Below are 17,811 nucleotides of genomic sequence, written 5' to 3'. Positions count from 1 at the left end.
GTTGAGGCAGTTGAGGCAGTTGAGGCAGTATCAAAATCTCTTAAAAGAAAAGCCGGGACAAGCCCGGCTTTTTCTTTATCACTCAGCAGCTGCTTCAGCAGCGGCCGGGCGGTCTACCAGCTCAATGTAAGCCATAGGGGCGTTGTCGCCTGCACGGAAACCGCATTTCAGAATGCGAGTATAACCGCCGGCGCGCTCCAGGTAGCGCGGGCCCAGTTCATTGAACAGCTTAGCCACGATCGCGTTATCGCGAGTGCGGGCAAATGCCAGACGACGATTAGCAACGCTATCAGTCTTGGCAAGGGTGATCAGCGGTTCAACTACACGACGCAGCTCTTTTGCCTTAGGCAGAGTCGTCTTGATGATCTCATGACGAACCAGGGAGCTGGCCATGTTGCGGAACATAGCCTGACGATGGCTGCTGTTCCGGTTCAGTTGACGACCACTCAAACGATGGCGCATGACCTTATCCTTCTAACTAAATCTGTGAAACCCGTAATCTGGATTACTCGTCAGCGATGCTGGCGGGCGGCCAGTTCTCAAGGCGCATGCCAAGAGACAGACCACGGGAGGCCAACACGTCCTTGATCTCAGTCAGGGACTTCTTACCGAGGTTAGGAGTCTTAAGCAACTCAACTTCGGTACGCTGTACCAGATCACCAATATAGTGGATAGCTTCTGCCTTCAGACAGTTCGCAGAACGAACTGTCAGCTCCAAATCATCGACAGGACGCAGCAGAATCGGATCAAACTCGGGTTTCTCTTCTTTCTTCTCGGGCACGCTGACATCGCGCAGATCCACGAAGGCTTCCAGTTGCTCAGCCAAGATAGTGGCAGAACGACGGATGGCTTCTTCAGGATCCAGAGTACCATTGGTCTCCATGTCGATAACCAGCTTGTCCAAGTCGGTACGCTGTTCCACACGTGCTGCCTCAACATTGTAGGCAATACGAACGATGGGGCTGAACGCGGAGTCCAGCAGCAGGCGACCAATCGGACGCTCTTCGTCATCGTTGTGAACACGAGCAGAAGCAGGCACATAACCACGACCACGCTGAACTTTCAGGCGCATGCTGATTTCAGCATTGGCACCAGTCAGGTGGCAGATTACGTGCTCCGGGTTTACGATCTCGACTTCATCACCGTGAGTGATATCACCTGCGGTAACGGGGCCTGTTCCAGACTTGGTCAGGGACAGAGTTACCTCGTCCTTGCCTTCCAGCTTCACAGCGATACCTTTCAGGTTGAGCAGGATTTCAAGAATGTCTTCCTGTACACCTTCTTTGCTGCTGTACTCATGCAGTACACCGTCAATTTCGACTTCAGTAACTGCACAACCGGGCATAGAAGACAGCAAAATACGACGCAGGGCGTTACCCAGCGTGTGACCAAAGCCACGCTCAAGTGGCTCAAGAGTCACTTTCGCATGAGTCGGGCTAACTTGCTCGATGTCAACTAGCCGCGGTTTAAGAAAATCTGTTACAGAACCCAGCATTGTGTCCTCTCTTTAGAAGCTAGCTTTACTTGGAGTAAAGCTCGACGATCAGCTGTTCGTTAATGTCGGCAGACAGGTCGGAACGCTCCGGCAGGCGCTTGAAGGCACCTTCCATTTTAGCGGCATCAACCTCTACCCAAGTCGGCTTCTCGCGCTGACCAGCAACCTCAAGGGCAGCTTTGATACGCGCTTGCTTCTTAGCCTTCTCACGAACGCAGATCACGTCCTCAGGGGAAACCTGGAAAGAAGGAATGTTCACAACGCGGCCGTTTACCATGATGGCCTTGTGGCTCACCAGCTGACGAGATTCAGCGCGGGTAGCACCGAAGCCCATGCGGTATACGACGTTGTCCAGACGACCTTCCAGCAGCTGCAACAGGTTTTCACCGGTGTTACCCTTTTGACGGGCAGCGTCGCGGTAGTAGTTGCGGAACTGTTTTTCCAATACGCCGTAGATACGACGAACTTTTTGTTTCTCGCGCAGTTGCACACCGTAGTCGGACAGACGCGGCTTACGAGCGCCGTGCTGACCAGGAGCGGTGTCAATCTTGCACTTAGAATCAATCGCGCGAACACCAGACTTCAGGAAGAGGTCTGTGCCCTCACGACGGCTAAGCTTAAGCTTAGGACCGATATATCTTGCCATCTTCTTTCTCCAACAATCCTAGACCAAGTAGCTACCAGCGTTACACGCGGCGCTTCTTGGGAGGACGACAACCGTTGTGCGGGATCGGAGTCACATCAGTAATGTTAGTGATGCGGAAACCAGCCGCGTTCAGGGCGCGGATGGAAGACTCACGACCGGGACCCGGACCTTTGACCATGACTTCCAGGTTCTTGACGCCATATTCTTTGGCCATCTCACCAGCGCGTTCAGCAGCTACCTGAGCAGCGAACGGGGTGGACTTACGAGAACCACGGAAACCGGAACCACCAGAAGTAGCCCAAGACAGAGCGTTGCCCTGACGGTCAGTAATGGTCACGATTGTGTTGTTGAAAGATGCATGAACGTGCGCAATACCGTCGCTCACTTGCTTTTTAACGCGCTTGCGAGCACGAGTCGGAGTTTTAGCCATTTTCTACCTTCCCGTTACTTCTTGATAGCCTTGCGCGGACCCTTACGGGTACGAGCGTTGGTCTTGGTACGTTGACCACGAACAGGCAGGCTACGACGGTGACGCAAACCACGGTAGCAACCCAGATCCATCAAACGCTTGATGTTCATGGAAATCTGACGACGCAGGTCACCTTCAACGGTGAATTTACCTACTTGTTCACGCAGACTCTCGATCTGAGCTTCGTCCAGGTCTTTAATTTTCACATTCTCAGCGATACCGGCTGCGGCACAGATGGCCTTGGAGCGGGTACGACCGACGCCATAAATAGCAGTCAAAGCGATGACTGCATGCTTATGGTCAGGAATGTTAATGCCAGCGATACGGGCCACTATTCACTCCTACATATAGTAGATTACGACCACCACAAAGCCCGTGAGCGGATACGTGGCGGTCAACCAATACACAACAAAAGTTGGCTGGCTATATTAGCCAGCACAACTATTTGTTGCAAGTACTAACCGTAAAAAATTAGCCTTGACGCTGTTTATGCTTAGGCTCGCTGCAAATCACACGCACCACACCGTGACGCTTGATGATTTTGCAGTTACGGCAGATTGCCTTAACGGAAGCACGAACTTTCATTGCTTAACTCCGTAACTACGCCGACCTTTAGCGGCCGTAGCCCTTCAGGTTGGCCTTCCTCAGGACATCACCATATTGATGAGACATCATATGGGTCTGAACCTGAGCCATGAAGTCCATGATAACCACCACGATAATCAGCAGCGAGGTGCCACCGAAGTAGAACTGTACGTTCCAGGCAGTCATCAAGAACTGGGGTACCAGACAGATAAAGGTTATATAGAGAGCACCTGCCAATGTCAGGCGAGTCATAACCTTATCGATATAACGTGCTGTCTGCTCGCCCGGGCGAATCCCCGGGATAAAGGCTCCACTCTTCTTCAGGTTATCTGCTGTCTCGCGGGGGTTGAACACCAGCGCGGTATAGAAGAAGCAGAAGAAGATAATGGCTGCTGCATAGAGCATCTCGTAAAGCGGCTGACCCGGCTGCAGGACCATAGAGACCTGTTGCAGGATGTCGGCTACTTTACCCTCGCCCTGACCAAACCAAGAGGTAATGGTCCCCGGGAAGAGGATGATGCTGGATGCGAAAATCGCAGGAATCACACCGGCCATGTTGACTTTCAACGGCAGGTGCGTGCTTTGCGCGGCGAATACCTGGCGGCCTTGTTGACGCTTGGCATAGTTAACGACGATACGACGCTGACCACGCTCCACGAACACCACAAAGTAAGTCACTGCGAAAACAATCAAGCCCAGCAACAACAACAGCAGGATGTGCAATTCCCCTTGACGTGCCTGTTCGGCCGTAGCGCCAATGGCATGCGGCAGACCGGCAACGATACCTGTGAAAATAATCAACGAGATACCATTACCAATCCCACGCTCGGTAATCTGCTCACCCAACCACATCAAGAACATGGTACCGGTGACCAGACTCACAACCGCTGTGAAATAGAAGCCCAGACCCGGATTAGTCACGAGTCCATGCATCATATTCGGCAGACCGGTTGCAATACCAATGGCCTGGAAAGTTCCCAAAACCAGCGTGCCCCAACGGGTATATTGGCTAATCTTGCGACGGCCGGATTCACCCTCTTTCTTGAGTTCAGCAAGAGCGGGATGAACCACAGTCAGCAGCTGGATAATGATCGACGCCGAAATGTACGGCATGATCCCCAACGCAAGAATAGAAGCACGCGAGAGTGCACCACCACTGAACATGTTGAACATCTCAATGATGGTGCCCTTCTGTTGCTGGAACAACTCGGCCAGTACGGCGGCGTCAATACCAGGAATCGGCACATAAGAGCCTGCACGGAAAACGATAATCGCCCCGAGAACGAAGAGCAGACGGCTCTTCAGTTCACTCAGACCACCCTGTGCTTTAACATCCAATCCTGGTTTCTTAGCCATTGTACTGATTATTCCTCGATTTTACCGCCAGCGGCCTCGATGGCTGCGCGTGCACCTTTGGTGACGGACAGACCACGAACGGTCACAGCACGGTCAATGTTGCCAGACAGAACAACTTTAGCGAACACGATGTTTTTAGTAATAACACCGGCTTGCTTCAGAGTGCTCACGTCGACCACATCACCTTCTACCAGGGCGATTTCGTTCAGGCGCACTTCGGCAGAAACCAAAGATTTGCGAGAGAAGAAACCGAACTTCGGCAGACGGATTTTCAAAGGCATCTGGCCGCCTTCGAAACCGTTGCGAACTTTGCCGCCACCGGAACGAGAGGTTTGGCCTTTAACACCACGACCACCAGTCTTGCCCAGGCCGGAGCCGATACCACGGCCACGACGATGTTTTTCAGGCTTGGAACCAGCGGCCGGAGACAGAGTGTTCAGACGCATGCTTAGCCCTCCACCTTAACCATGTAATAAACCTGGTTGATCATACCGCGTACGCAGGGAGTATCTTCCAGCTCAACGGTGTGACCAATGCGACGCAGACCCAGACCACGCAGAGTCGCCTTGTGCTTGGGCAGACGGCCGATAGAGCTGCGAGTTTGAGTTACTTTTACAGTGTTAGCCATGTCGCATTACCCCAGAATTTCTTCAACGCGCAGACCACGCTTGGCAGCGATCTGTTCCGGTGATTGACCGTGAACCAGAGCGTCTACAGTTGCGCGAACAACGTTGATTGGGTTGGTGGAACCGTAGGTCTTAGCCAGCACGTTGTGGATACCAGCAACTTCCAGAACAGCACGCATAGCGCCGCCTGCGATGATACCAGTACCTTGAGAGGCCGGCTTCATGAACACGGTGGAACCAGAGTGAACACCTTTCACCGGGTGGTGCAGGGTGCCGTTGTTCAGCTCAACCTTGTTCAGGTTACGCTTGGCCTGTTCCATTGCTTTTTGAATAGCAGCCGGAACTTCACGGGCTTTACCGTAACCGTAACCTACACGGCCGTTACCATCACCCACCACGGTCAACGCGGTGAAGGACATGATACGACCACCTTTAACAGTTTTCGAAACACGGTTTACTGCAATCAGCTTTTCTTGCAGTTCGCCGGCTTGAGATTCGACTTTAGCCATCTTCGACTCCTAGCTTAGAACTGAAGACCAGCGTCACGTGCAGCAGCTGCCAGAGCAGCGATACGGCCGTGATACTTGAAACCGGAACGATCGAAAGATACGTTCTGAACGCCTTTGGCAATAGCACGCTCAGCGATAGCTTTACCTACAGCGGTAGCAGCATCTGCGTTACCGGTGTATTTCAGAGCTTCACTGATGGCTTTCTCTACTGTGGAAGCAGAGGCCAGAACTTCGGAACCGTTGGCTGCAATAACCTGCGCATAGATATGACGCGGGGTACGGTGAACAACCAGACGGGTAGCTCCCAGTTCCTGCATCTTTTTCCGAGCACGAGTAGCACGACGGAGACGAGCTGCTTTCTTGTCCATAGTGTTACCTTACTTCTTCTTAGCTTCTTTAGTACGCACTTGCTCGTTGGCATAGCGTACACCCTTGCCCTTGTAGGGCTCCGGAGCGCGGTAAGCACGGATATCGGCGGCGACTTGGCCAACCAGCTGCTTGTCAACGCCACGCAGAACGATTTCGGTCTGGGACGGGCACTCAGCGGTTACACCAGCCGGCAGCTCATGCTCTACCGGGTGAGAGAAGCCCAGAGCCAGAGCGACAGCATTGCCCTTGATGGAGGCTTTGTAACCTACACCAACCAGCTGCAGCTTGCGCTCGAAGCCTTGGGTAACACCGATTACCATGTTGTTGACCAATGCACGGGCAGTACCGGCCTGAGCGTCAGCACCAGCGATGCCGTCGCGCGGGGCGAACTTCAGTACATTGTCTTCTTTGGTCACTTCTACACCGGCGTGAATAGAACGAACCAGGGAACCTTTACCACCTTTGATGGACAGTTCCTGACCGTTCAGAGTCACTTCTACGCCAGCAGGAATAGTGACGGGTGCCTTAGCAACGCGAGACATTTCCGACCTCCTATTAAGCGACGTAGCAGATGATCTCACCACCCATGCTTGCTTTGCGAGCAGCACGGTCGGTCATCACACCTTTAGACGTGGACACGATAGCAACACCGAGACCGCCCATAACTTTCGGCAGATCAGTAGTGCGCTTGTAAATACGCAGGCCGGGACGGCTCACGCGTTGGATCAGTTCTACAACCGGCTTGCCCTGGAAATATTTCAGTTCAATTTCCAGTTCCGGCTTCACGTCACCAGCTACGGTGTAGCCAGCGATGTAACCTTCTTCTTTCAGCACTTTGGCAATAGCCACTTTCAGCTTGGAAGAAGGCATGGAAACCGCAACTTTGCTCGCCGCCTGACCGTTACGGATGCGGGTCAGCATATCCGCGATCGGATCTTGCATGCTCATAGTCTAACTCCCGAGATTCTTTACCAAGAGGCCTTTTTCAGGCCCGGAATTTCGCCCTTCATGGCATGCTCACGCACCTTGATGCGAGACAGGCCAAACTTGCGCAGGAAACCGTGCGGACGACCAGTAATGTTGCAACGGTTACGCTGACGGGACGGACTGGAATCACGGGGCAGCTGTTGCAGTTGCAGAACAGCATCCCAACGCGCTTCTTCAGAAGCGTTCATATCAACGATGATAGCTTTGAGCTCGGCACGCTTGGTCGCGTACTTGGCTACCAGCTTGGCACGCTTTGCTTCGCGCGCTTTCATGGATGTTTTAGCCATAACCCTAACCTTACTTGCGGAATGGGAAGTTAAAGGCAGCCAGCAGAGCACGGCCTTCTTCATCGGTATTCGCGGAAGTGGTGATGGTGATATCCAGACCACGGACGCGATCGACTTTGTCATAGTCGATTTCCGGGAAGATGATCTGCTCACGCACGCCCATGGAGTAGTTACCACGACCGTCGAACGCTTTAGCGTTCAGGCCACGGAAGTCACGGATACGCGGTACGGAGATGCAGATCAGCCGTTCCAGGAACTCCCACATACGCTCGCCACGCAGGGTTACTTTACAACCTATCGGGTAGCCTTCACGAATCTTGAAGCCCGCAACAGATTTGCGAGCTTTGGTGATCAGCGGCTTCTGACCGGAAATGGCAGCCATATCGGCAGCAGCATTTTCCAGCAATTTCTTGTCAGAGATCGCTTCACCAACACCCATGTTCAGGGTGATTTTCTCGATCCGAGGGACTTGCATGATAGTCTTGTAACCGAACTGCTTGGTCAGTTCACTTACTACATCGGATTTGTAGTAATCATGCAGTTTCGCCATCGTTAAACTCCAATTACTTCACAAGTTCGCCGGTGGATTTGAAGAAACGAACTTTTTTGCCGTCTTCAATCCGGAAACCAACGCGGTCAGCTTTGCCAGTGGCAGAGTTGAACAGCGCTACGTTAGATACATCGATGGGGGCTTCTTTGGTGACGATACCGCCAGCCTGACCCAGTGCGGGTACCGGCTTCTGGTGTTTCTTCACCTGGTTGATGCCTTCCACGATTACCTTACCTTTAGCAATCAGAACTTGAGTGACTTTGCCACGCTTGCCCTTGTCTTTGCCGGTAAGAACAATCACTTCGTCTTCGCGACGGATTTTAGCTGCCATCGTTCGACTCCTTACAGTACTTCGGGTGCCAGGGACACAATCTTCATGAACTTCTCATTACGCAGTTCACGGGTCACCGGGCCAAAAATACGAGTACCGATCGGCTGTTGGTTGTTGTTAAGCAACACAGCCGCATTGTTGTCGAAACGGATGACTGAGCCGTCCGGACGACGAACGCCTTTACGGGTGCGTACGACCACCGCGTTATACACATCACCTTTCTTCACTTTACCGCGAGGAATAGCTTCCTTGATGGAAACTTTGATGATGTCGCCGATGCCGGCGTAACGGCGGTGCGAACCACCCAGAACCTTAATACACATTACACTGCGAGCGCCGGAGTTGTCGGCAACACCCAGCATACTTTGCATCTGGATCATCTTAGTGCTCCGCTTTGTTTACTTCTTATCCCTTTCGGGATCTGGCTGCCTTCAAAAGGCGCGAAACTATAACACAGGATTTTTAGAAAAGGTAGCCTAAAAAACAAACGGCCCCTGAAAGGGGCCGTTTGGGCTAAAAAGTACCGATTAGGCCTTTTCTACAACGGCAACCAGGGTCCAGGACTTGGTCTTGGACAGCGGGCGGCACTCGCGGATTTCCACGAGGTCACCAGCTTTGCACTCGTTGTTTTCATCATGTACGTGCAGCTTGGTAGTGCGCTTGATGATCTTACCGTAGATCGGGTGCTTTACCTTGCGCTCGATGGCAACAGTGATGGACTTGTCCATCTTGTCGCTGATTACACGACCCTGCAGAGTACGGATTTTGTCAGTCATTACGCACCTGCCTTCTCAGTCAGTACAGTCTTGATACGTGCGACGTCACGACGCACTTGTTTCAGAGTGTGAGTCTGAGCCAGTTGGCCGGTGGAAGCTTGCATGCGCATGTTGAATTGCTCACGCAGCAGGCCCAGCAGCTCCTGGTTCAGTTCTTCGACGCTCTTTTGACGCAGATCTTGGGCTTTCATCACATCACCGTCTTAATTACGAAAGTGGTCTGAACAGACAGCTTGGCTGCGGCCAGGGCGAACGCTTCACGCGCCAGAGCCTCAGGTACACCGTCCATCTCGTACAGAACCTTGCCAGGCTGGATCGGGCAAACCCAGTATTCCACGTTACCCTTACCTTTACCCATACGAACTTCGAGGGGCTTTTCGGTAATCGGCTTGTCCGGGAACACACGGATCCAGATCTTACCCTGACGCTTAACGTGACGGGTCATGGCACGACGGGCTGCTTCGATTTGACGAGCAGTCAGCTGACCACGAGATGTCGCCTTCAGGCCAAAGGTACCGAAGGATACTTCGTTACCAGAGGTGGCCAGACCGCGGTTACGACCTTTGTGGGTCTTGCGGAATTTAGTACGCTTTGGTTGCAACATTTACCGAATCTCCTTACTTGGCAGCGCGGCGCTTGTTGTCACGCTTGGGCTTCGCAGGAGCTTGCTCTTGAGCAGCGGCAGCGTTGACAGCAGCCAGACCGCCCAGAACTTCGCCCTTGAAGATCCAAACTTTAACGCCGATCACACCGTAAGTGGTGTGGGCTTCAGAAGTTGCGTAGTCGATGTCGGCACGCAGGGTGTGCAACGGCACACGACCTTCACGGTACCATTCGGTACGCGCGATTTCAGCGCCGCCCAGACGACCGGAAACTTCCACTTTGATGCCCTTGGCACCCAGGCGCATTGCGTTCTGTACGGCGCGCTTCATAGCACGACGGAACATTACACGACGCTCCAGCTGGGAAGTGATGCTGTCGGCAACCAGTTTGCCATCCAGCTCCGGCTTGCGGACTTCGGAAATGTTGATCTGAGCAGGCACGCCAGCAATAGTGGCTACAGCTTTGCGCAGCTTCTCAACGTCTTCGCCTTTCTTACCGATCACAACACCCGGACGAGCGGTGTGAATGGTCACACGGATGCTCTTGGCCGGACGCTCGATGGTGATCTTGGACAAGGACGCGTTTTTCAGTTCCTTGGTCAGGAACTGGCGTACTTGAAAATCGCTGTACAGGTTGTCAGCGAAGTCTTTGGTGTTCGCGAACCAGGTAGAATTCCAAGGCTTGGTAATACCCAGGCGAATGCCATTAGGATGTACTTTCTGACCCATTGCTTATCTCCCAGCCTTAGCGTCGGATACCACTACGGTGATGTGAGCGGTACGCTTGAGGATACGATCCGCGCGACCTTTGGCACGAGGACGGATGCGCTTCATGGAGGGACCTTCGTCGACCATGATAGTAGCAACACGCAGGGCGTCGATGTCGGCGCCTTCGTTGTGCTCAGCGTTTGCAATGGCAGATTCCAGCACTTTCTTCACCAGAACAGCAGCCTTTTTCGGGCTGAAGGTCAGGATGTTCAGAGCCTTGTCTACGGACAGACCACGTACTTGATCGGCTACCAGACGAGCTTTCTGGGCAGAAGTACGGGCATAACGGTGTTTAGCGATAGCTTCCATCATTTATCCCTTAGCGCTTCTTAGCCTTCTTATCAGCAGCATGGCCGCGATAAGTACGAGTCGGTGCGAATTCACCCAGTTTGTGACCGATCATTTCTTCGGTAACGAAAACCGGAACGTGCTGACGACCATTATGGACAGCGATGGTCAAACCGATCATGTTCGGGATGATCATTGAACGACGGGACCAGGTTTTAACCGGCTTTTTATCCCCGCTTTCCACCGCTTTCTCTACCTTCTTCAGCAAGTGCAGGTCAATAAATGGACCCTTCTTGAGAGAACGTGGCATGGTGATTCCTCTATGTTAACAATTACTTGTTACGACGACGTACGATGTACTTGTCGGTACGCTTGTTCTTACGGGTCTTGAAGCCTTTAGCCTTCTGGCCCCATGGGGACACAGGCTGCATGCCCTTGTTACGACCCTCACCACCACCGTGCGGGTGGTCAACCGGGTTCATCGCCATACCGCGAACGGTCGGACGAATACCACGCCAGCGGTTTGCACCGGCTTTACCCAGTTGACGCAGCATGTGCTCGGAGTTACCGACTTCGCCGATGGTAGCGCGGCATTCGGCCAGAACTTTACGTACTTCGCCGGAACGCAGACGCAGAGTTACATAGTTACCTTCACGAGCCAGGATCTGGATGAAAGTACCAGCGGAACGAGCCAGCTGGGCACCTTTACCAGGCTTCATCTCAACAGCGTGAACGGTAGAACCGACCGGGATGTTGCGCATCGGCAGGGTGTTACCTACCTTGATTGCGGCATCAGCACCAGAAGCGATTGCATCACCAGCTTTCAGGCCTTTCGGAGCCAGGATGTAACGACGCTCACCGTCTGCATACAGCACCAGGGCGATGTTTGCGGTACGGTTCGGATCGTATTCCAGGCGCTCAACTTTAGCCGGGATACCGTCTTTGTCGCGCTTGAAGTCGATCAGACGGTAGTGCTGCTTGTGACCACCGCCGATGTGGCGAGTGGTGATGCGGCCGTTGTTGTTACGACCACCGGTTTTGTCTTTCTTGTCCAGCAGAGCTGCAAAGGGCTTACCCTTGTACAGTTCCTGGTTGACGATCTTGACGACGTGGCGGCGGCCCGGAGAAGTAGGCTTGCACTTAACGATTGCCATTTTTCAGAACTCCTCTTACTCGGCTGCGCCCATGAAGTCGATGTCCTGACCAGCTTTCAGGGTCACATAAGCCTTTTTCCAATCGGAACGACGGCCTACGCGTGCACCTGCGCGCTTGGTCTTACCCTTCATGTTCAGGGTACGGACGGTCTCAACTTCGACCTCGAACAGTTTCGCAACTGCAGCTTTGACTTCCGCCTTGGTGGCATCAACAGCAACTTTGAACACGATAGTGTTCTGCTTTTCTGCAACCATGGTGCTCTTTTCAGAGATGTGCGGAGCCTTCAGAACTTTCAGCAGACGCTCTTCACGGATCATGCCAGCATCTCCTCGATTTGCTTAACTGCGTCAGCAGTCATCAGAACCTTGTCGAAAGCGATCAGGCTGACCGGGTCGATACCGGCAACGTCACGCACGTCAACTTTGTACAGGTTGCGAGCAGCCAGGAACAGGTTCTCATCGACTTCAGCAGTCACGATCAGAACGTCAGTCAGTTCCATTTCTTTCAGCTTGGCGATCAGTTCTTTGGTCTTCGGAGCTTCGATGCCGAACTTCTCAACAACGATCAGGCGCTCTTGACGTACCAGCTCGGACAGAATGCTACGGATAGCGCCGCGGTACATCTTCTTGTTTACTTTCTGGCTGTGATCTTGCGGCTTAGCAGCAAAAGTCACACCACCGGAACGCCAAATGGGCGAACGGATGGAGCCAGCACGGGCACGACCAGTACCCTTCTGACGCCACGGCTTTTTGCCGCCACCAGACACTTCAGAGCGAGTCAGCTGCGCACGAGTACCCTGACGGGCACCAGCGGCATAAGCAACGACAACCTGGTGAACCAGAGCTTCGTTGAATTCGCGCCCGAAGGTAGTCTCGGAAACTTCAAGAGCGCTCTTGGCGTCTTTCATTACCAATTCCATTACTATCTCCTCAGACGTTACGCTTTGACGGCAGGTTTAACGATCACGTTGCCGTTGGTTGCACCCGGTACTGCACCTTTGATGAGCAGCAGGTTGCGTTCAGCGTCAACACGAACCAGTTCCAGGTTCTGAGTCGTTACACGCTCAGCACCCATGTGACCAGCCATCTTTTTGCCCTTGAATACACGGCCCGGGGTCTGGTTTTGACCGATGGAGCCAGGTACACGGTGGGACAGAGAGTTACCGTGGGTCATATCCTGGGTACGGAAGTTCCAGCGCTTAACAGTACCGGCAAAACCTTTACCCTTGGATGTGCCGGTAACGTCTACCAGCTTAACGTCAGCGAGAAGATCTACTTTCAGCTCGCTACCAACAGTGAAAGTTTCACCGTTGTTCAGGCGGAATTCCCACAGACCGCGACCGGCTTCTACACCAGCTTTGGCGAAGTGGCCAGCTTCCGGCTTGGTTACGCGGCTAGCTTTCTTGGAGCCAGTGGTAACCTGAATAGCGTTGTAGCCGTCGGTTTCTACAGATTTGACCTGAGTTACACGGTTAGCTTCAACTTCGATAACAGTCACCGGGATAGAAACGCCATCTTCAGTGAAGATGCGAGTCATACCCACTTTGCGACCTACAAGACCGATTGTCATTGTTATCAACCTCTTTCCGTAATTAACCCAGGCTGATCTGGACGTCTACACCAGCTGCCAGATCCAGACGCATCAGGGCGTCTACGGTCTTGTCAGTCGGCTCAACGATGTCTACCAGACGCTTGTGAGTGCGGATCTCGTACTGATCACGCGCGTCTTTGTTGACGTGCGGGGAGATCAGAACGGTGAAACGCTCTTTGCGAGTCGGCAGCGGGATAGGACCGCGAACCTGCGCGCCAGTGCGCTTAGCAGTTTCAACGATTTCCGCAGTGGACTGATCAATCAGACGATGATCAAAAGCCTTCAGGCGGATACGGATTCTTTGGTTCTGCATTGACAGAGCTCCAATAGATAAAAGAACATAAATCAACACCGCCCGACCGAGATTTCTCCCGCCAGAGGTGTGATTTTTCACGTTTCTCCCCATATCGGGGAGACTGTATGGCTGGTTCCCACAAAGGGGACACTCAGCAAGCAGACATATCGTCTGGCTGGCCTCATGGGCAAGCGGAGGGGATTATACGGATTTTTCAAATTTGCGCAAGTGAAGGCGAACAGATTGTGCGCAATTTTATGTGACAGATGGATCTCGCACTCACCACCTCTCCTCCCCTGCCGGCAGCACTGACGACAAGCCGGCAAGCAGACTGATAGACTGGGCTCCGCCTTCGTCAATGGAACGACTTCCACATGCTCAAAGATCAAAAGAAAGCCTATCAATATGGCCTTTGTGCCGTTGCGCTCTGGTCGACGGTCGCCAGTGCCTTCAAGATATCGCTCACCTACTTTGAACCGGTGCAACTACTGCTGGTCGCGGCGTTTACCTCGACACTGACACTGACAGCCATCGTGGCCAAGCAGGGTAAACTGGGTCTGCTGGGCAGCTACATCAAGGCACGCCCGCTTTACTATCTGGCGCTGGGTGTACTCAATCCCTTCCTCTATTACCTGCTGCTGTTCAAGGCCTATGACCTGCTGCCTGCCCAGCAGGCGCAGACCCTCAACTACACCTGGGCCATCACCCTCAGTCTGCTGGCCGTTCCCTTCCTCGGTCAGAAACTGCGTCGTCGCGATGGCGTCGCCATCGTGCTTGGCTACTTTGGCGCGTTGGTGATCGCCACCAAGGGGGATATATTCGGCCTGCAGTTCGACAGCCCGCTCGGCGTAACGCTGGCACTGGTGTCGACTCTGATCTGGGCCAGCTACTGGATCCTCAATACCCGCAATCAGGGGGATCCCGTTGTCAGCTTGCTGCTTGGTTTCATCATCAGCCTACCCTTTATCGTCGTTGCGACCTGGCTGCTTTCCGATTTTGCCATGACAGCCTGGCAGGGATGGGCAGGTGCCATCTATGTAGGGCTGTTCGAGATGGGTTTCGGTTTCGTGCTCTGGTTGATGGCGCTGCGCCACGCTACCAACACAGCCCCCATCAGCAACCTTATCTTCATCTCGCCGTTTGCCTCGCTGGTGCTGCTCAACTTGCTGATCGGCGAAACCATTCACCCCGCCACCCCGATCGGGCTGGCCCTGATCGTCGCGGCCCTGCTTATCCAGCAGCTGAAATATGGCAAGCGCTATCGCAATACCGCCAAGCCACAAGCCTGACCAAGCAGAAGGGGCGTATCTCTCGATACGCCCCTTCTCTCAATCCATCCACTCCTGCGGCTGGTTCTTGGGTAACCGCAGCTCGACCAGCAAGCCACCCAGCTCGGATCGTCCCAACCTGATGGTGCCGTGATGCTGGGCCATGATCTTGGCTACGATGGCCAGTCCCAAGCCGCTCCCTCCCACGGTGCGAGCCACATTCCCCTGAGTAAAGGGCTTGAGTACCCGGGTGTAGTCCTGCTCCGGGATACCCGGGCCATCATCGGACAAGCGCAGGCGAACCCAGTGACCATCGTCTTTCAGCTCGGCATGCAGACTGCCTGCCCCATAGCGTAACGAGTTGCCAGCCAGATTGGTCAGCACCCGCCGCATGCTGATCGGGTTGCAGACGACTCGCACCGCATCCTTCGGCAGGGCGAGGTCAACTTCGAGCCCCTGCTCGGTGTGCATCAGCAAGGTGTCGTGCACCAGCTGGGTCAAATCGGCCGCTGAAAACTGCTGACCTTCATCGGGACGGATGTAGTCGATGAACTGGTCAATGATGGCATTCGATTCATCGATATCGGAGTTGATACTCTCCTTGAGGTACTCGTCCCCCGACGACATCATCTCGGTCGCGAGGCGAATGCGGGTCAGCGGGGTGCGCAGATCGTGGGAAACCCCCGCCATCATCATGTTGCGCTCCTCGATCAGGCTCTTGATGGAGTGCGACATATGGTTGAAGGTGCGGGTCAGACGGCGTACTTCACGGGACCCCTGCTCGCCCAGCGCCTCGGGGAACTCCCCTTTGGCCACCGCAACGGCCCCCTCCTCCAGATCCTCCAGCGGACGAACCAGCTGACGGGCAAAACGCCAGGCGGCAAAGAGGGTGATCACCAGCAGCACGCTCATATAGAGGATAAGCGGCTCGATATCGTCATCTTCAATCTCGGTCAGCGGGATCCTGACCCAGGTCTTGTTGGCCTGGGGAGGCTGGATCCAGATGATGTAGTGATCCTGGATCTCGACCCGCACCTTGGTCTTGCCACCAAGCTCGCGACTGATGTTCTCTTCCAGATAGGCATAGGGCTTGGAGTCGTTGAGTCCATGCTGCTCCGCTTCGCTCTGGGTGTAGATATCGCTGCCGGTCGCCACATAGACCAGCGCCTCGGCGTCATCGCTCAGCGCCAGCTGATTGCTCTCGACCGGAAAGATGAGTTTGACCTGATTGGCCAGCAGGTGACTGATCTGCTTGACCGTCGGGGCCAGCAGATAGTTGTAGAAGGTAACGTAGGAGACTGCTTGATAGACGATCAGCACGGCCGCCAAAAACCAGAGCATGCGTGAAAACATGCTCCCGACTTTTTTCATGCTCTTTCACCATCAGGCACAAAGACGTAGCCCAGACCCCAGACAGTCTGCAGATAACGCGGCTGGGTCGGATCCTGCTCCAGCAGACGGCGCAGGCGCGACACCTGCACATCGATGCTGCGCTCGGTGGCGGTGTATTCGCGGCCTCGGGCCAGATTCATCAGCTTGTCGCGGGAGAGCGGCTCGCGCGGGTGGCTCACCAGCACCTTGAGCACGGCAAATTCACCACTGGTCAGCGCCATCGGCTCGCCATCGCGGCTCAGCTCGCGGGTCGCGAGATTGAGCTGATAAACCCCGAAGTTGACCACCTTCTCGGCGGCGGAAGGAGCACCGGGCAACTCGACGGTATGACGGCGCAGCACGGCACGGATCCGGGCCAGCAGCTCGCGCGGATTGAACGGCTTGGGCAGGTAATCATCCGCCCCCATCTCGAGCCCGACGATGCGATCGACATCATCCCCTTTGGCAGTCAACATCAAGACTGGGATCTGGTTGCCCCCTTCGCGCAGACGACGGCAGATGGAGAGACCATCTTCGCCGGGCAACATCAGGTCGAGCACCATCAGGCTGAAGTTTTCACGGGTCAGCAGACGATCGGCCTGCTCGCCGTTGGCAACGCCACGCACCACGAACCCCTGTTCGGTGAGGTAGCGCTCCAGCAGGGAGCGTAATTTCAGATCGTCGTCCACCACCAGGACCTTGTATTGCTGCTGACTCATTGGATTGCCTCATCGCCTTAATCTGCCTCCAATACTAGGGCGGGGCACTGCGGGAGCAAAGCATAAATATGTTACCGGTTATTGCTTGATGGTTGCGGAAGCGGAAGTCAATCGAACGAAAATCGTATTGGCCATATCTTGTCGCAGCCACCCGGATACCATGATTTCACTCGACAGCAGAGGGACAAAAGCTAATATTCCCGTGCAGTTAGCACCACCTCTCTATCAGACCAGGTCAGAGATCATCATGAAGACAAAGCTGATCACCCGCGAAGGTTACAACAAACTGAAGGAAGAGCTCGATTTCCTGTGGCGTCAGGAGCGACCCGAGACCACCCGCAAGGTAGCTTGGGCGGCCAGCCTCGGTGATCGCAGCGAGAATGCCGACTACCAGTACAACAAGAAGCGGTTGCGGGAGATCGACCGGCGGGTTCGTTACCTGCGCAAGTGTCTGGAAGAGCTGGGGATTGTCGATTACGCCCCCGCTCAGGAGGGCAAGGTCTTCTTCGGTGCCTGGGTCGAGGTGGAGAACGACGAGGGCGAGACCAAGCGCTTTCGCATCGTCGGCTATGACGAGATCTTCGAGCGCAAGGATTACATCTCCATCGACTCCCCCATGGCCCGCGCCCTGCTCAAGAAAGAGGTGGGCGACGAAGCCATCGTGCGCACGCCAGTCGGTGACGTCTGCTGGTATGTCAACGACATCAGTTACCCGCGCTAGCCCGTCTCCGATGCCAGCCATGTGGTTGGCATCCCCTCCTGCGCGCCC

General features: G+C 54.3%; 32 protein-coding genes. 2 read left to right on the top strand and 30 right to left on the bottom strand.

Going from position 1 to position 17,811, the window contains the following annotated elements:
• Window positions 1–78: 78 nt before the first annotated feature.
• From rplQ to rpsJ, 28 genes are all read right to left on the bottom strand, one after another.
• Window positions 79–462 (bottom strand): 50S ribosomal protein L17, encoded by a 384-nt coding sequence (gene rplQ / locus BS300_RS16485; RefSeq protein ID WP_005307999.1) that lies wholly within the window; start codon window positions 460–462, stop codon window positions 79–81.
• A 43-nt stretch (window positions 463–505) separates the two neighbouring features.
• Window positions 506–1,495: a DNA-directed RNA polymerase subunit alpha gene (gene rpoA, locus BS300_RS16480; protein ID WP_005307997.1), complete on the bottom strand. Its 990-nt coding sequence runs from the start codon at window positions 1,493–1,495 to the stop codon at window positions 506–508.
• Between the two features lie 25 nt (window positions 1,496–1,520).
• A complete protein-coding gene (rpsD, locus tag BS300_RS16475) occupies window positions 1,521–2,141 on the bottom strand; it encodes a 30S ribosomal protein S4 (protein ID WP_005342696.1) in 621 nt (206 codons plus the stop codon).
• Between the two features lie 40 nt (window positions 2,142–2,181).
• On the bottom strand, window positions 2,182–2,571 hold the full coding sequence (gene rpsK / locus BS300_RS16470; protein WP_005307993.1) for a 30S ribosomal protein S11: 390 nt from the start codon (window positions 2,569–2,571) through the stop codon (window positions 2,182–2,184).
• A gap of 14 nt (window positions 2,572–2,585) precedes the next feature.
• Window positions 2,586–2,942 (bottom strand): 30S ribosomal protein S13, encoded by a 357-nt coding sequence (gene rpsM, locus BS300_RS16465; RefSeq protein WP_005307991.1) that lies wholly within the window; start codon window positions 2,940–2,942, stop codon window positions 2,586–2,588.
• Between the two features lie 139 nt (window positions 2,943–3,081).
• A complete protein-coding gene (rpmJ, locus tag BS300_RS16460) occupies window positions 3,082–3,195 on the bottom strand; it encodes a 50S ribosomal protein L36 (RefSeq protein WP_005319705.1) in 114 nt (37 codons plus the stop codon).
• Window positions 3,196–3,222: 27 nt separating this feature from the next.
• Complete coding sequence (gene secY / locus BS300_RS16455) at window positions 3,223–4,551, bottom strand: preprotein translocase subunit SecY (protein ID WP_005340602.1); 1,329 nt, start codon at window positions 4,549–4,551, stop codon at window positions 3,223–3,225.
• An 8-nt stretch (window positions 4,552–4,559) separates the two neighbouring features.
• Window positions 4,560–4,997, bottom strand: a complete 438-nt coding sequence (gene rplO, locus BS300_RS16450; RefSeq protein WP_033115582.1) for a 50S ribosomal protein L15 — start codon at window positions 4,995–4,997, stop codon at window positions 4,560–4,562.
• Window positions 4,998–4,999: 2 nt separating this feature from the next.
• Window positions 5,000–5,179 carry a 50S ribosomal protein L30 gene (gene rpmD, locus BS300_RS16445; protein WP_005307985.1) on the bottom strand — a complete coding sequence of 60 codons (180 nt, stop codon included), beginning with the start codon at window positions 5,177–5,179 and terminating at the stop codon, window positions 5,000–5,002.
• Between the two features lie 6 nt (window positions 5,180–5,185).
• Window positions 5,186–5,686, bottom strand: coding sequence for a 30S ribosomal protein S5 (rpsE, locus tag BS300_RS16440; RefSeq protein ID WP_005342686.1), 501 nt, complete (start codon window positions 5,684–5,686; stop codon window positions 5,186–5,188).
• Between the two features lie 14 nt (window positions 5,687–5,700).
• Window positions 5,701–6,054 carry a 50S ribosomal protein L18 gene (gene rplR, locus BS300_RS16435; RefSeq protein WP_005340606.1) on the bottom strand — a complete coding sequence of 118 codons (354 nt, stop codon included), beginning with the start codon at window positions 6,052–6,054 and terminating at the stop codon, window positions 5,701–5,703.
• A 9-nt stretch (window positions 6,055–6,063) separates the two neighbouring features.
• Complete coding sequence (rplF, locus tag BS300_RS16430) at window positions 6,064–6,597, bottom strand: 50S ribosomal protein L6 (protein ID WP_033115583.1); 534 nt, start codon at window positions 6,595–6,597, stop codon at window positions 6,064–6,066.
• A gap of 13 nt (window positions 6,598–6,610) precedes the next feature.
• Entirely contained in the window at window positions 6,611–7,003 is a 393-nt protein-coding gene (rpsH, locus tag BS300_RS16425) for a 30S ribosomal protein S8 (protein WP_033115584.1), read from the bottom strand.
• A gap of 20 nt (window positions 7,004–7,023) precedes the next feature.
• Complete coding sequence (gene rpsN, locus BS300_RS16420) at window positions 7,024–7,329, bottom strand: 30S ribosomal protein S14 (RefSeq protein ID WP_005340609.1); 306 nt, start codon at window positions 7,327–7,329, stop codon at window positions 7,024–7,026.
• Window positions 7,330–7,339: 10 nt separating this feature from the next.
• Window positions 7,340–7,879 (bottom strand): 50S ribosomal protein L5, encoded by a 540-nt coding sequence (rplE, locus tag BS300_RS16415; protein WP_033115585.1) that lies wholly within the window; start codon window positions 7,877–7,879, stop codon window positions 7,340–7,342.
• 13 nt (window positions 7,880–7,892) lie between these two features.
• Window positions 7,893–8,210 (bottom strand): 50S ribosomal protein L24, encoded by a 318-nt coding sequence (rplX, locus tag BS300_RS16410; RefSeq protein ID WP_005307977.1) that lies wholly within the window; start codon window positions 8,208–8,210, stop codon window positions 7,893–7,895.
• Window positions 8,211–8,221: 11 nt separating this feature from the next.
• The gene (rplN, locus tag BS300_RS16405; RefSeq protein WP_005307975.1) at window positions 8,222–8,590 is read right to left on the bottom strand and encodes a 50S ribosomal protein L14; all 369 of its coding nucleotides are present in this window, start codon (window positions 8,588–8,590) and stop codon (window positions 8,222–8,224) included.
• A gap of 147 nt (window positions 8,591–8,737) precedes the next feature.
• Window positions 8,738–8,986 (bottom strand): 30S ribosomal protein S17, encoded by a 249-nt coding sequence (rpsQ, locus tag BS300_RS16400; protein WP_005307966.1) that lies wholly within the window; start codon window positions 8,984–8,986, stop codon window positions 8,738–8,740.
• The gene (gene rpmC, locus BS300_RS16395) at window positions 8,986–9,177 is read right to left on the bottom strand and encodes a 50S ribosomal protein L29 (RefSeq protein WP_005307965.1); all 192 of its coding nucleotides are present in this window, start codon (window positions 9,175–9,177) and stop codon (window positions 8,986–8,988) included. The genes rpsQ and rpmC overlap by 1 nt, the downstream gene beginning before the upstream one ends.
• Window positions 9,177–9,590 (bottom strand): 50S ribosomal protein L16, encoded by a 414-nt coding sequence (gene rplP, locus BS300_RS16390; RefSeq protein ID WP_005340612.1) that lies wholly within the window; start codon window positions 9,588–9,590, stop codon window positions 9,177–9,179. The genes rpmC and rplP overlap by 1 nt, the downstream gene beginning before the upstream one ends.
• Window positions 9,591–9,603: 13 nt before the next feature.
• Complete coding sequence (gene rpsC / locus BS300_RS16385; protein ID WP_005307962.1) at window positions 9,604–10,317, bottom strand: 30S ribosomal protein S3; 714 nt, start codon at window positions 10,315–10,317, stop codon at window positions 9,604–9,606.
• A gap of 3 nt (window positions 10,318–10,320) precedes the next feature.
• Window positions 10,321–10,665, bottom strand: a complete 345-nt coding sequence (gene rplV, locus BS300_RS16380) for a 50S ribosomal protein L22 (protein WP_005319741.1) — start codon at window positions 10,663–10,665, stop codon at window positions 10,321–10,323.
• A gap of 10 nt (window positions 10,666–10,675) precedes the next feature.
• Window positions 10,676–10,954: a 30S ribosomal protein S19 gene (gene rpsS, locus BS300_RS16375; RefSeq protein WP_005307960.1), complete on the bottom strand. Its 279-nt coding sequence runs from the start codon at window positions 10,952–10,954 to the stop codon at window positions 10,676–10,678.
• Window positions 10,955–10,976: 22 nt separating this feature from the next.
• A complete protein-coding gene (gene rplB / locus BS300_RS16370; RefSeq protein WP_041209710.1) occupies window positions 10,977–11,798 on the bottom strand; it encodes a 50S ribosomal protein L2 in 822 nt (273 codons plus the stop codon).
• A gap of 15 nt (window positions 11,799–11,813) precedes the next feature.
• Entirely contained in the window at window positions 11,814–12,113 is a 300-nt protein-coding gene (gene rplW, locus BS300_RS16365) for a 50S ribosomal protein L23 (protein WP_342690021.1), read from the bottom strand.
• On the bottom strand, window positions 12,113–12,718 hold the full coding sequence (rplD, locus tag BS300_RS16360; RefSeq protein ID WP_005340616.1) for a 50S ribosomal protein L4: 606 nt from the start codon (window positions 12,716–12,718) through the stop codon (window positions 12,113–12,115). The genes rplW and rplD overlap by 1 nt, the downstream gene beginning before the upstream one ends.
• 17 nt (window positions 12,719–12,735) lie before the next feature.
• Window positions 12,736–13,368, bottom strand: a complete 633-nt coding sequence (gene rplC, locus BS300_RS16355; RefSeq protein WP_005307947.1) for a 50S ribosomal protein L3 — start codon at window positions 13,366–13,368, stop codon at window positions 12,736–12,738.
• Between the two features lie 22 nt (window positions 13,369–13,390).
• A complete protein-coding gene (gene rpsJ / locus BS300_RS16350; protein WP_005307944.1) occupies window positions 13,391–13,702 on the bottom strand; it encodes a 30S ribosomal protein S10 in 312 nt (103 codons plus the stop codon).
• A gap of 356 nt (window positions 13,703–14,058) precedes the next feature.
• Here rpsJ and BS300_RS16345 point away from each other — a divergent pair, with 356 nt between their 5' ends.
• Window positions 14,059–14,973 (top strand): DMT family transporter, encoded by a 915-nt coding sequence (locus tag BS300_RS16345; RefSeq protein WP_071914031.1) that lies wholly within the window; start codon window positions 14,059–14,061, stop codon window positions 14,971–14,973.
• Between the two features lie 39 nt (window positions 14,974–15,012).
• Here the strand turns inward: BS300_RS16345 and envZ are convergent, their stop codons facing one another.
• Both envZ and ompR read right to left on the bottom strand, forming a co-directional pair.
• Window positions 15,013–16,323: a two-component system sensor histidine kinase EnvZ gene (gene envZ / locus BS300_RS16340; protein WP_071914029.1), complete on the bottom strand. Its 1,311-nt coding sequence runs from the start codon at window positions 16,321–16,323 to the stop codon at window positions 15,013–15,015.
• A complete protein-coding gene (gene ompR, locus BS300_RS16335; RefSeq protein ID WP_033115589.1) occupies window positions 16,320–17,042 on the bottom strand; it encodes a two-component system response regulator OmpR in 723 nt (240 codons plus the stop codon). Before ompR ends, envZ begins: the two co-directional genes overlap by 4 nt.
• A gap of 247 nt (window positions 17,043–17,289) precedes the next feature.
• On the opposite strand from ompR, the gene greB reads away from it, so the two are divergent.
• On the top strand, window positions 17,290–17,763 hold the full coding sequence (gene greB, locus BS300_RS16330) for a transcription elongation factor GreB (protein WP_033115590.1): 474 nt from the start codon (window positions 17,290–17,292) through the stop codon (window positions 17,761–17,763).
• Window positions 17,764–17,811: the final 48 nt, after the last annotated feature.

The sequence above is a fragment of the Aeromonas sp. SCS5 genome (assembly GCF_001887375.1).
Taxonomy (GTDB): domain Bacteria; phylum Pseudomonadota; class Gammaproteobacteria; order Enterobacterales; family Aeromonadaceae; genus Aeromonas; species Aeromonas jandaei.
This window is presented reverse-complemented; position numbering and strand designations above follow the sequence as displayed.

Coding starts and splice junctions, on each gene's coding strand:
- rplQ (WP_005307999.1), bottom strand. CDS start 462: ATGCGCCATCGTTTGAGTGGTCGTCAACTGAACCGGAACAGCAGCCAT.
- rpoA (WP_005307997.1), bottom strand. CDS start 1,495: ATGCTGGGTTCTGTAACAGATTTTCTTAAACCGCGGCTAGTTGACATC.
- rpsD (WP_005342696.1), bottom strand. CDS start 2,141: ATGGCAAGATATATCGGTCCTAAGCTTAAGCTTAGCCGTCGTGAGGGC.
- rpsK (WP_005307993.1), bottom strand. CDS start 2,571: ATGGCTAAAACTCCGACTCGTGCTCGCAAGCGCGTTAAAAAGCAAGTG.
- rpmJ (WP_005319705.1), bottom strand. CDS start 3,195: ATGAAAGTTCGTGCTTCCGTTAAGGCAATCTGCCGTAACTGCAAAATC.
- secY (WP_005340602.1), bottom strand. CDS start 4,551: ATGGCTAAGAAACCAGGATTGGATGTTAAAGCACAGGGTGGTCTGAGT.
- rplO (WP_033115582.1), bottom strand. CDS start 4,997: ATGCGTCTGAACACTCTGTCTCCGGCCGCTGGTTCCAAGCCTGAAAAA.
- rpmD (WP_005307985.1), bottom strand. CDS start 5,179: ATGGCTAACACTGTAAAAGTAACTCAAACTCGCAGCTCTATCGGCCGT.
- rpsE (WP_005342686.1), bottom strand. CDS start 5,686: ATGGCTAAAGTCGAATCTCAAGCCGGCGAACTGCAAGAAAAGCTGATT.
- rplR (WP_005340606.1), bottom strand. CDS start 6,054: ATGGACAAGAAAGCAGCTCGTCTCCGTCGTGCTACTCGTGCTCGGAAA.
- rplF (WP_033115583.1), bottom strand. CDS start 6,597: ATGTCTCGCGTTGCTAAGGCACCCGTCACTATTCCTGCTGGCGTAGAA.
- rpsH (WP_033115584.1), bottom strand. CDS start 7,003: ATGAGCATGCAAGATCCGATCGCGGATATGCTGACCCGCATCCGTAAC.
- rpsN (WP_005340609.1), bottom strand. CDS start 7,329: ATGGCTAAAACATCCATGAAAGCGCGCGAAGCAAAGCGTGCCAAGCTG.
- rplE (WP_033115585.1), bottom strand. CDS start 7,879: ATGGCGAAACTGCATGATTACTACAAATCCGATGTAGTAAGTGAACTG.
- rplX (WP_005307977.1), bottom strand. CDS start 8,210: ATGGCAGCTAAAATCCGTCGCGAAGACGAAGTGATTGTTCTTACCGGC.
- rplN (WP_005307975.1), bottom strand. CDS start 8,590: ATGATCCAGATGCAAAGTATGCTGGGTGTTGCCGACAACTCCGGCGCT.
- rpsQ (WP_005307966.1), bottom strand. CDS start 8,986: ATGACTGACAAAATCCGTACTCTGCAGGGTCGTGTAATCAGCGACAAG.
- rpmC (WP_005307965.1), bottom strand. CDS start 9,177: ATGAAAGCCCAAGATCTGCGTCAAAAGAGCGTCGAAGAACTGAACCAG.
- rplP (WP_005340612.1), bottom strand. CDS start 9,590: ATGTTGCAACCAAAGCGTACTAAATTCCGCAAGACCCACAAAGGTCGT.
- rpsC (WP_005307962.1), bottom strand. CDS start 10,317: ATGGGTCAGAAAGTACATCCTAATGGCATTCGCCTGGGTATTACCAAG.
- rplV (WP_005319741.1), bottom strand. CDS start 10,665: ATGGAAGCTATCGCTAAACACCGTTATGCCCGTACTTCTGCCCAGAAA.
- rpsS (WP_005307960.1), bottom strand. CDS start 10,954: ATGCCACGTTCTCTCAAGAAGGGTCCATTTATTGACCTGCACTTGCTG.
- rplB (WP_041209710.1), bottom strand. CDS start 11,798: ATGGCAATCGTTAAGTGCAAGCCTACTTCTCCGGGCCGCCGCCACGTC.
- rplD (WP_005340616.1), bottom strand. CDS start 12,718: ATGGAATTGGTAATGAAAGACGCCAAGAGCGCTCTTGAAGTTTCCGAG.
- rplC (WP_005307947.1), bottom strand. CDS start 13,368: ATGACAATCGGTCTTGTAGGTCGCAAAGTGGGTATGACTCGCATCTTC.
- rpsJ (WP_005307944.1), bottom strand. CDS start 13,702: ATGCAGAACCAAAGAATCCGTATCCGCCTGAAGGCTTTTGATCATCGT.
- BS300_RS16345 (WP_071914031.1), top strand. CDS start 14,059: ATGCTCAAAGATCAAAAGAAAGCCTATCAATATGGCCTTTGTGCCGTT.
- envZ (WP_071914029.1), bottom strand. CDS start 16,323: ATGAAAAAAGTCGGGAGCATGTTTTCACGCATGCTCTGGTTTTTGGCG.
- ompR (WP_033115589.1), bottom strand. CDS start 17,042: ATGAGTCAGCAGCAATACAAGGTCCTGGTGGTGGACGACGATCTGAAA.
- greB (WP_033115590.1), top strand. CDS start 17,290: ATGAAGACAAAGCTGATCACCCGCGAAGGTTACAACAAACTGAAGGAA.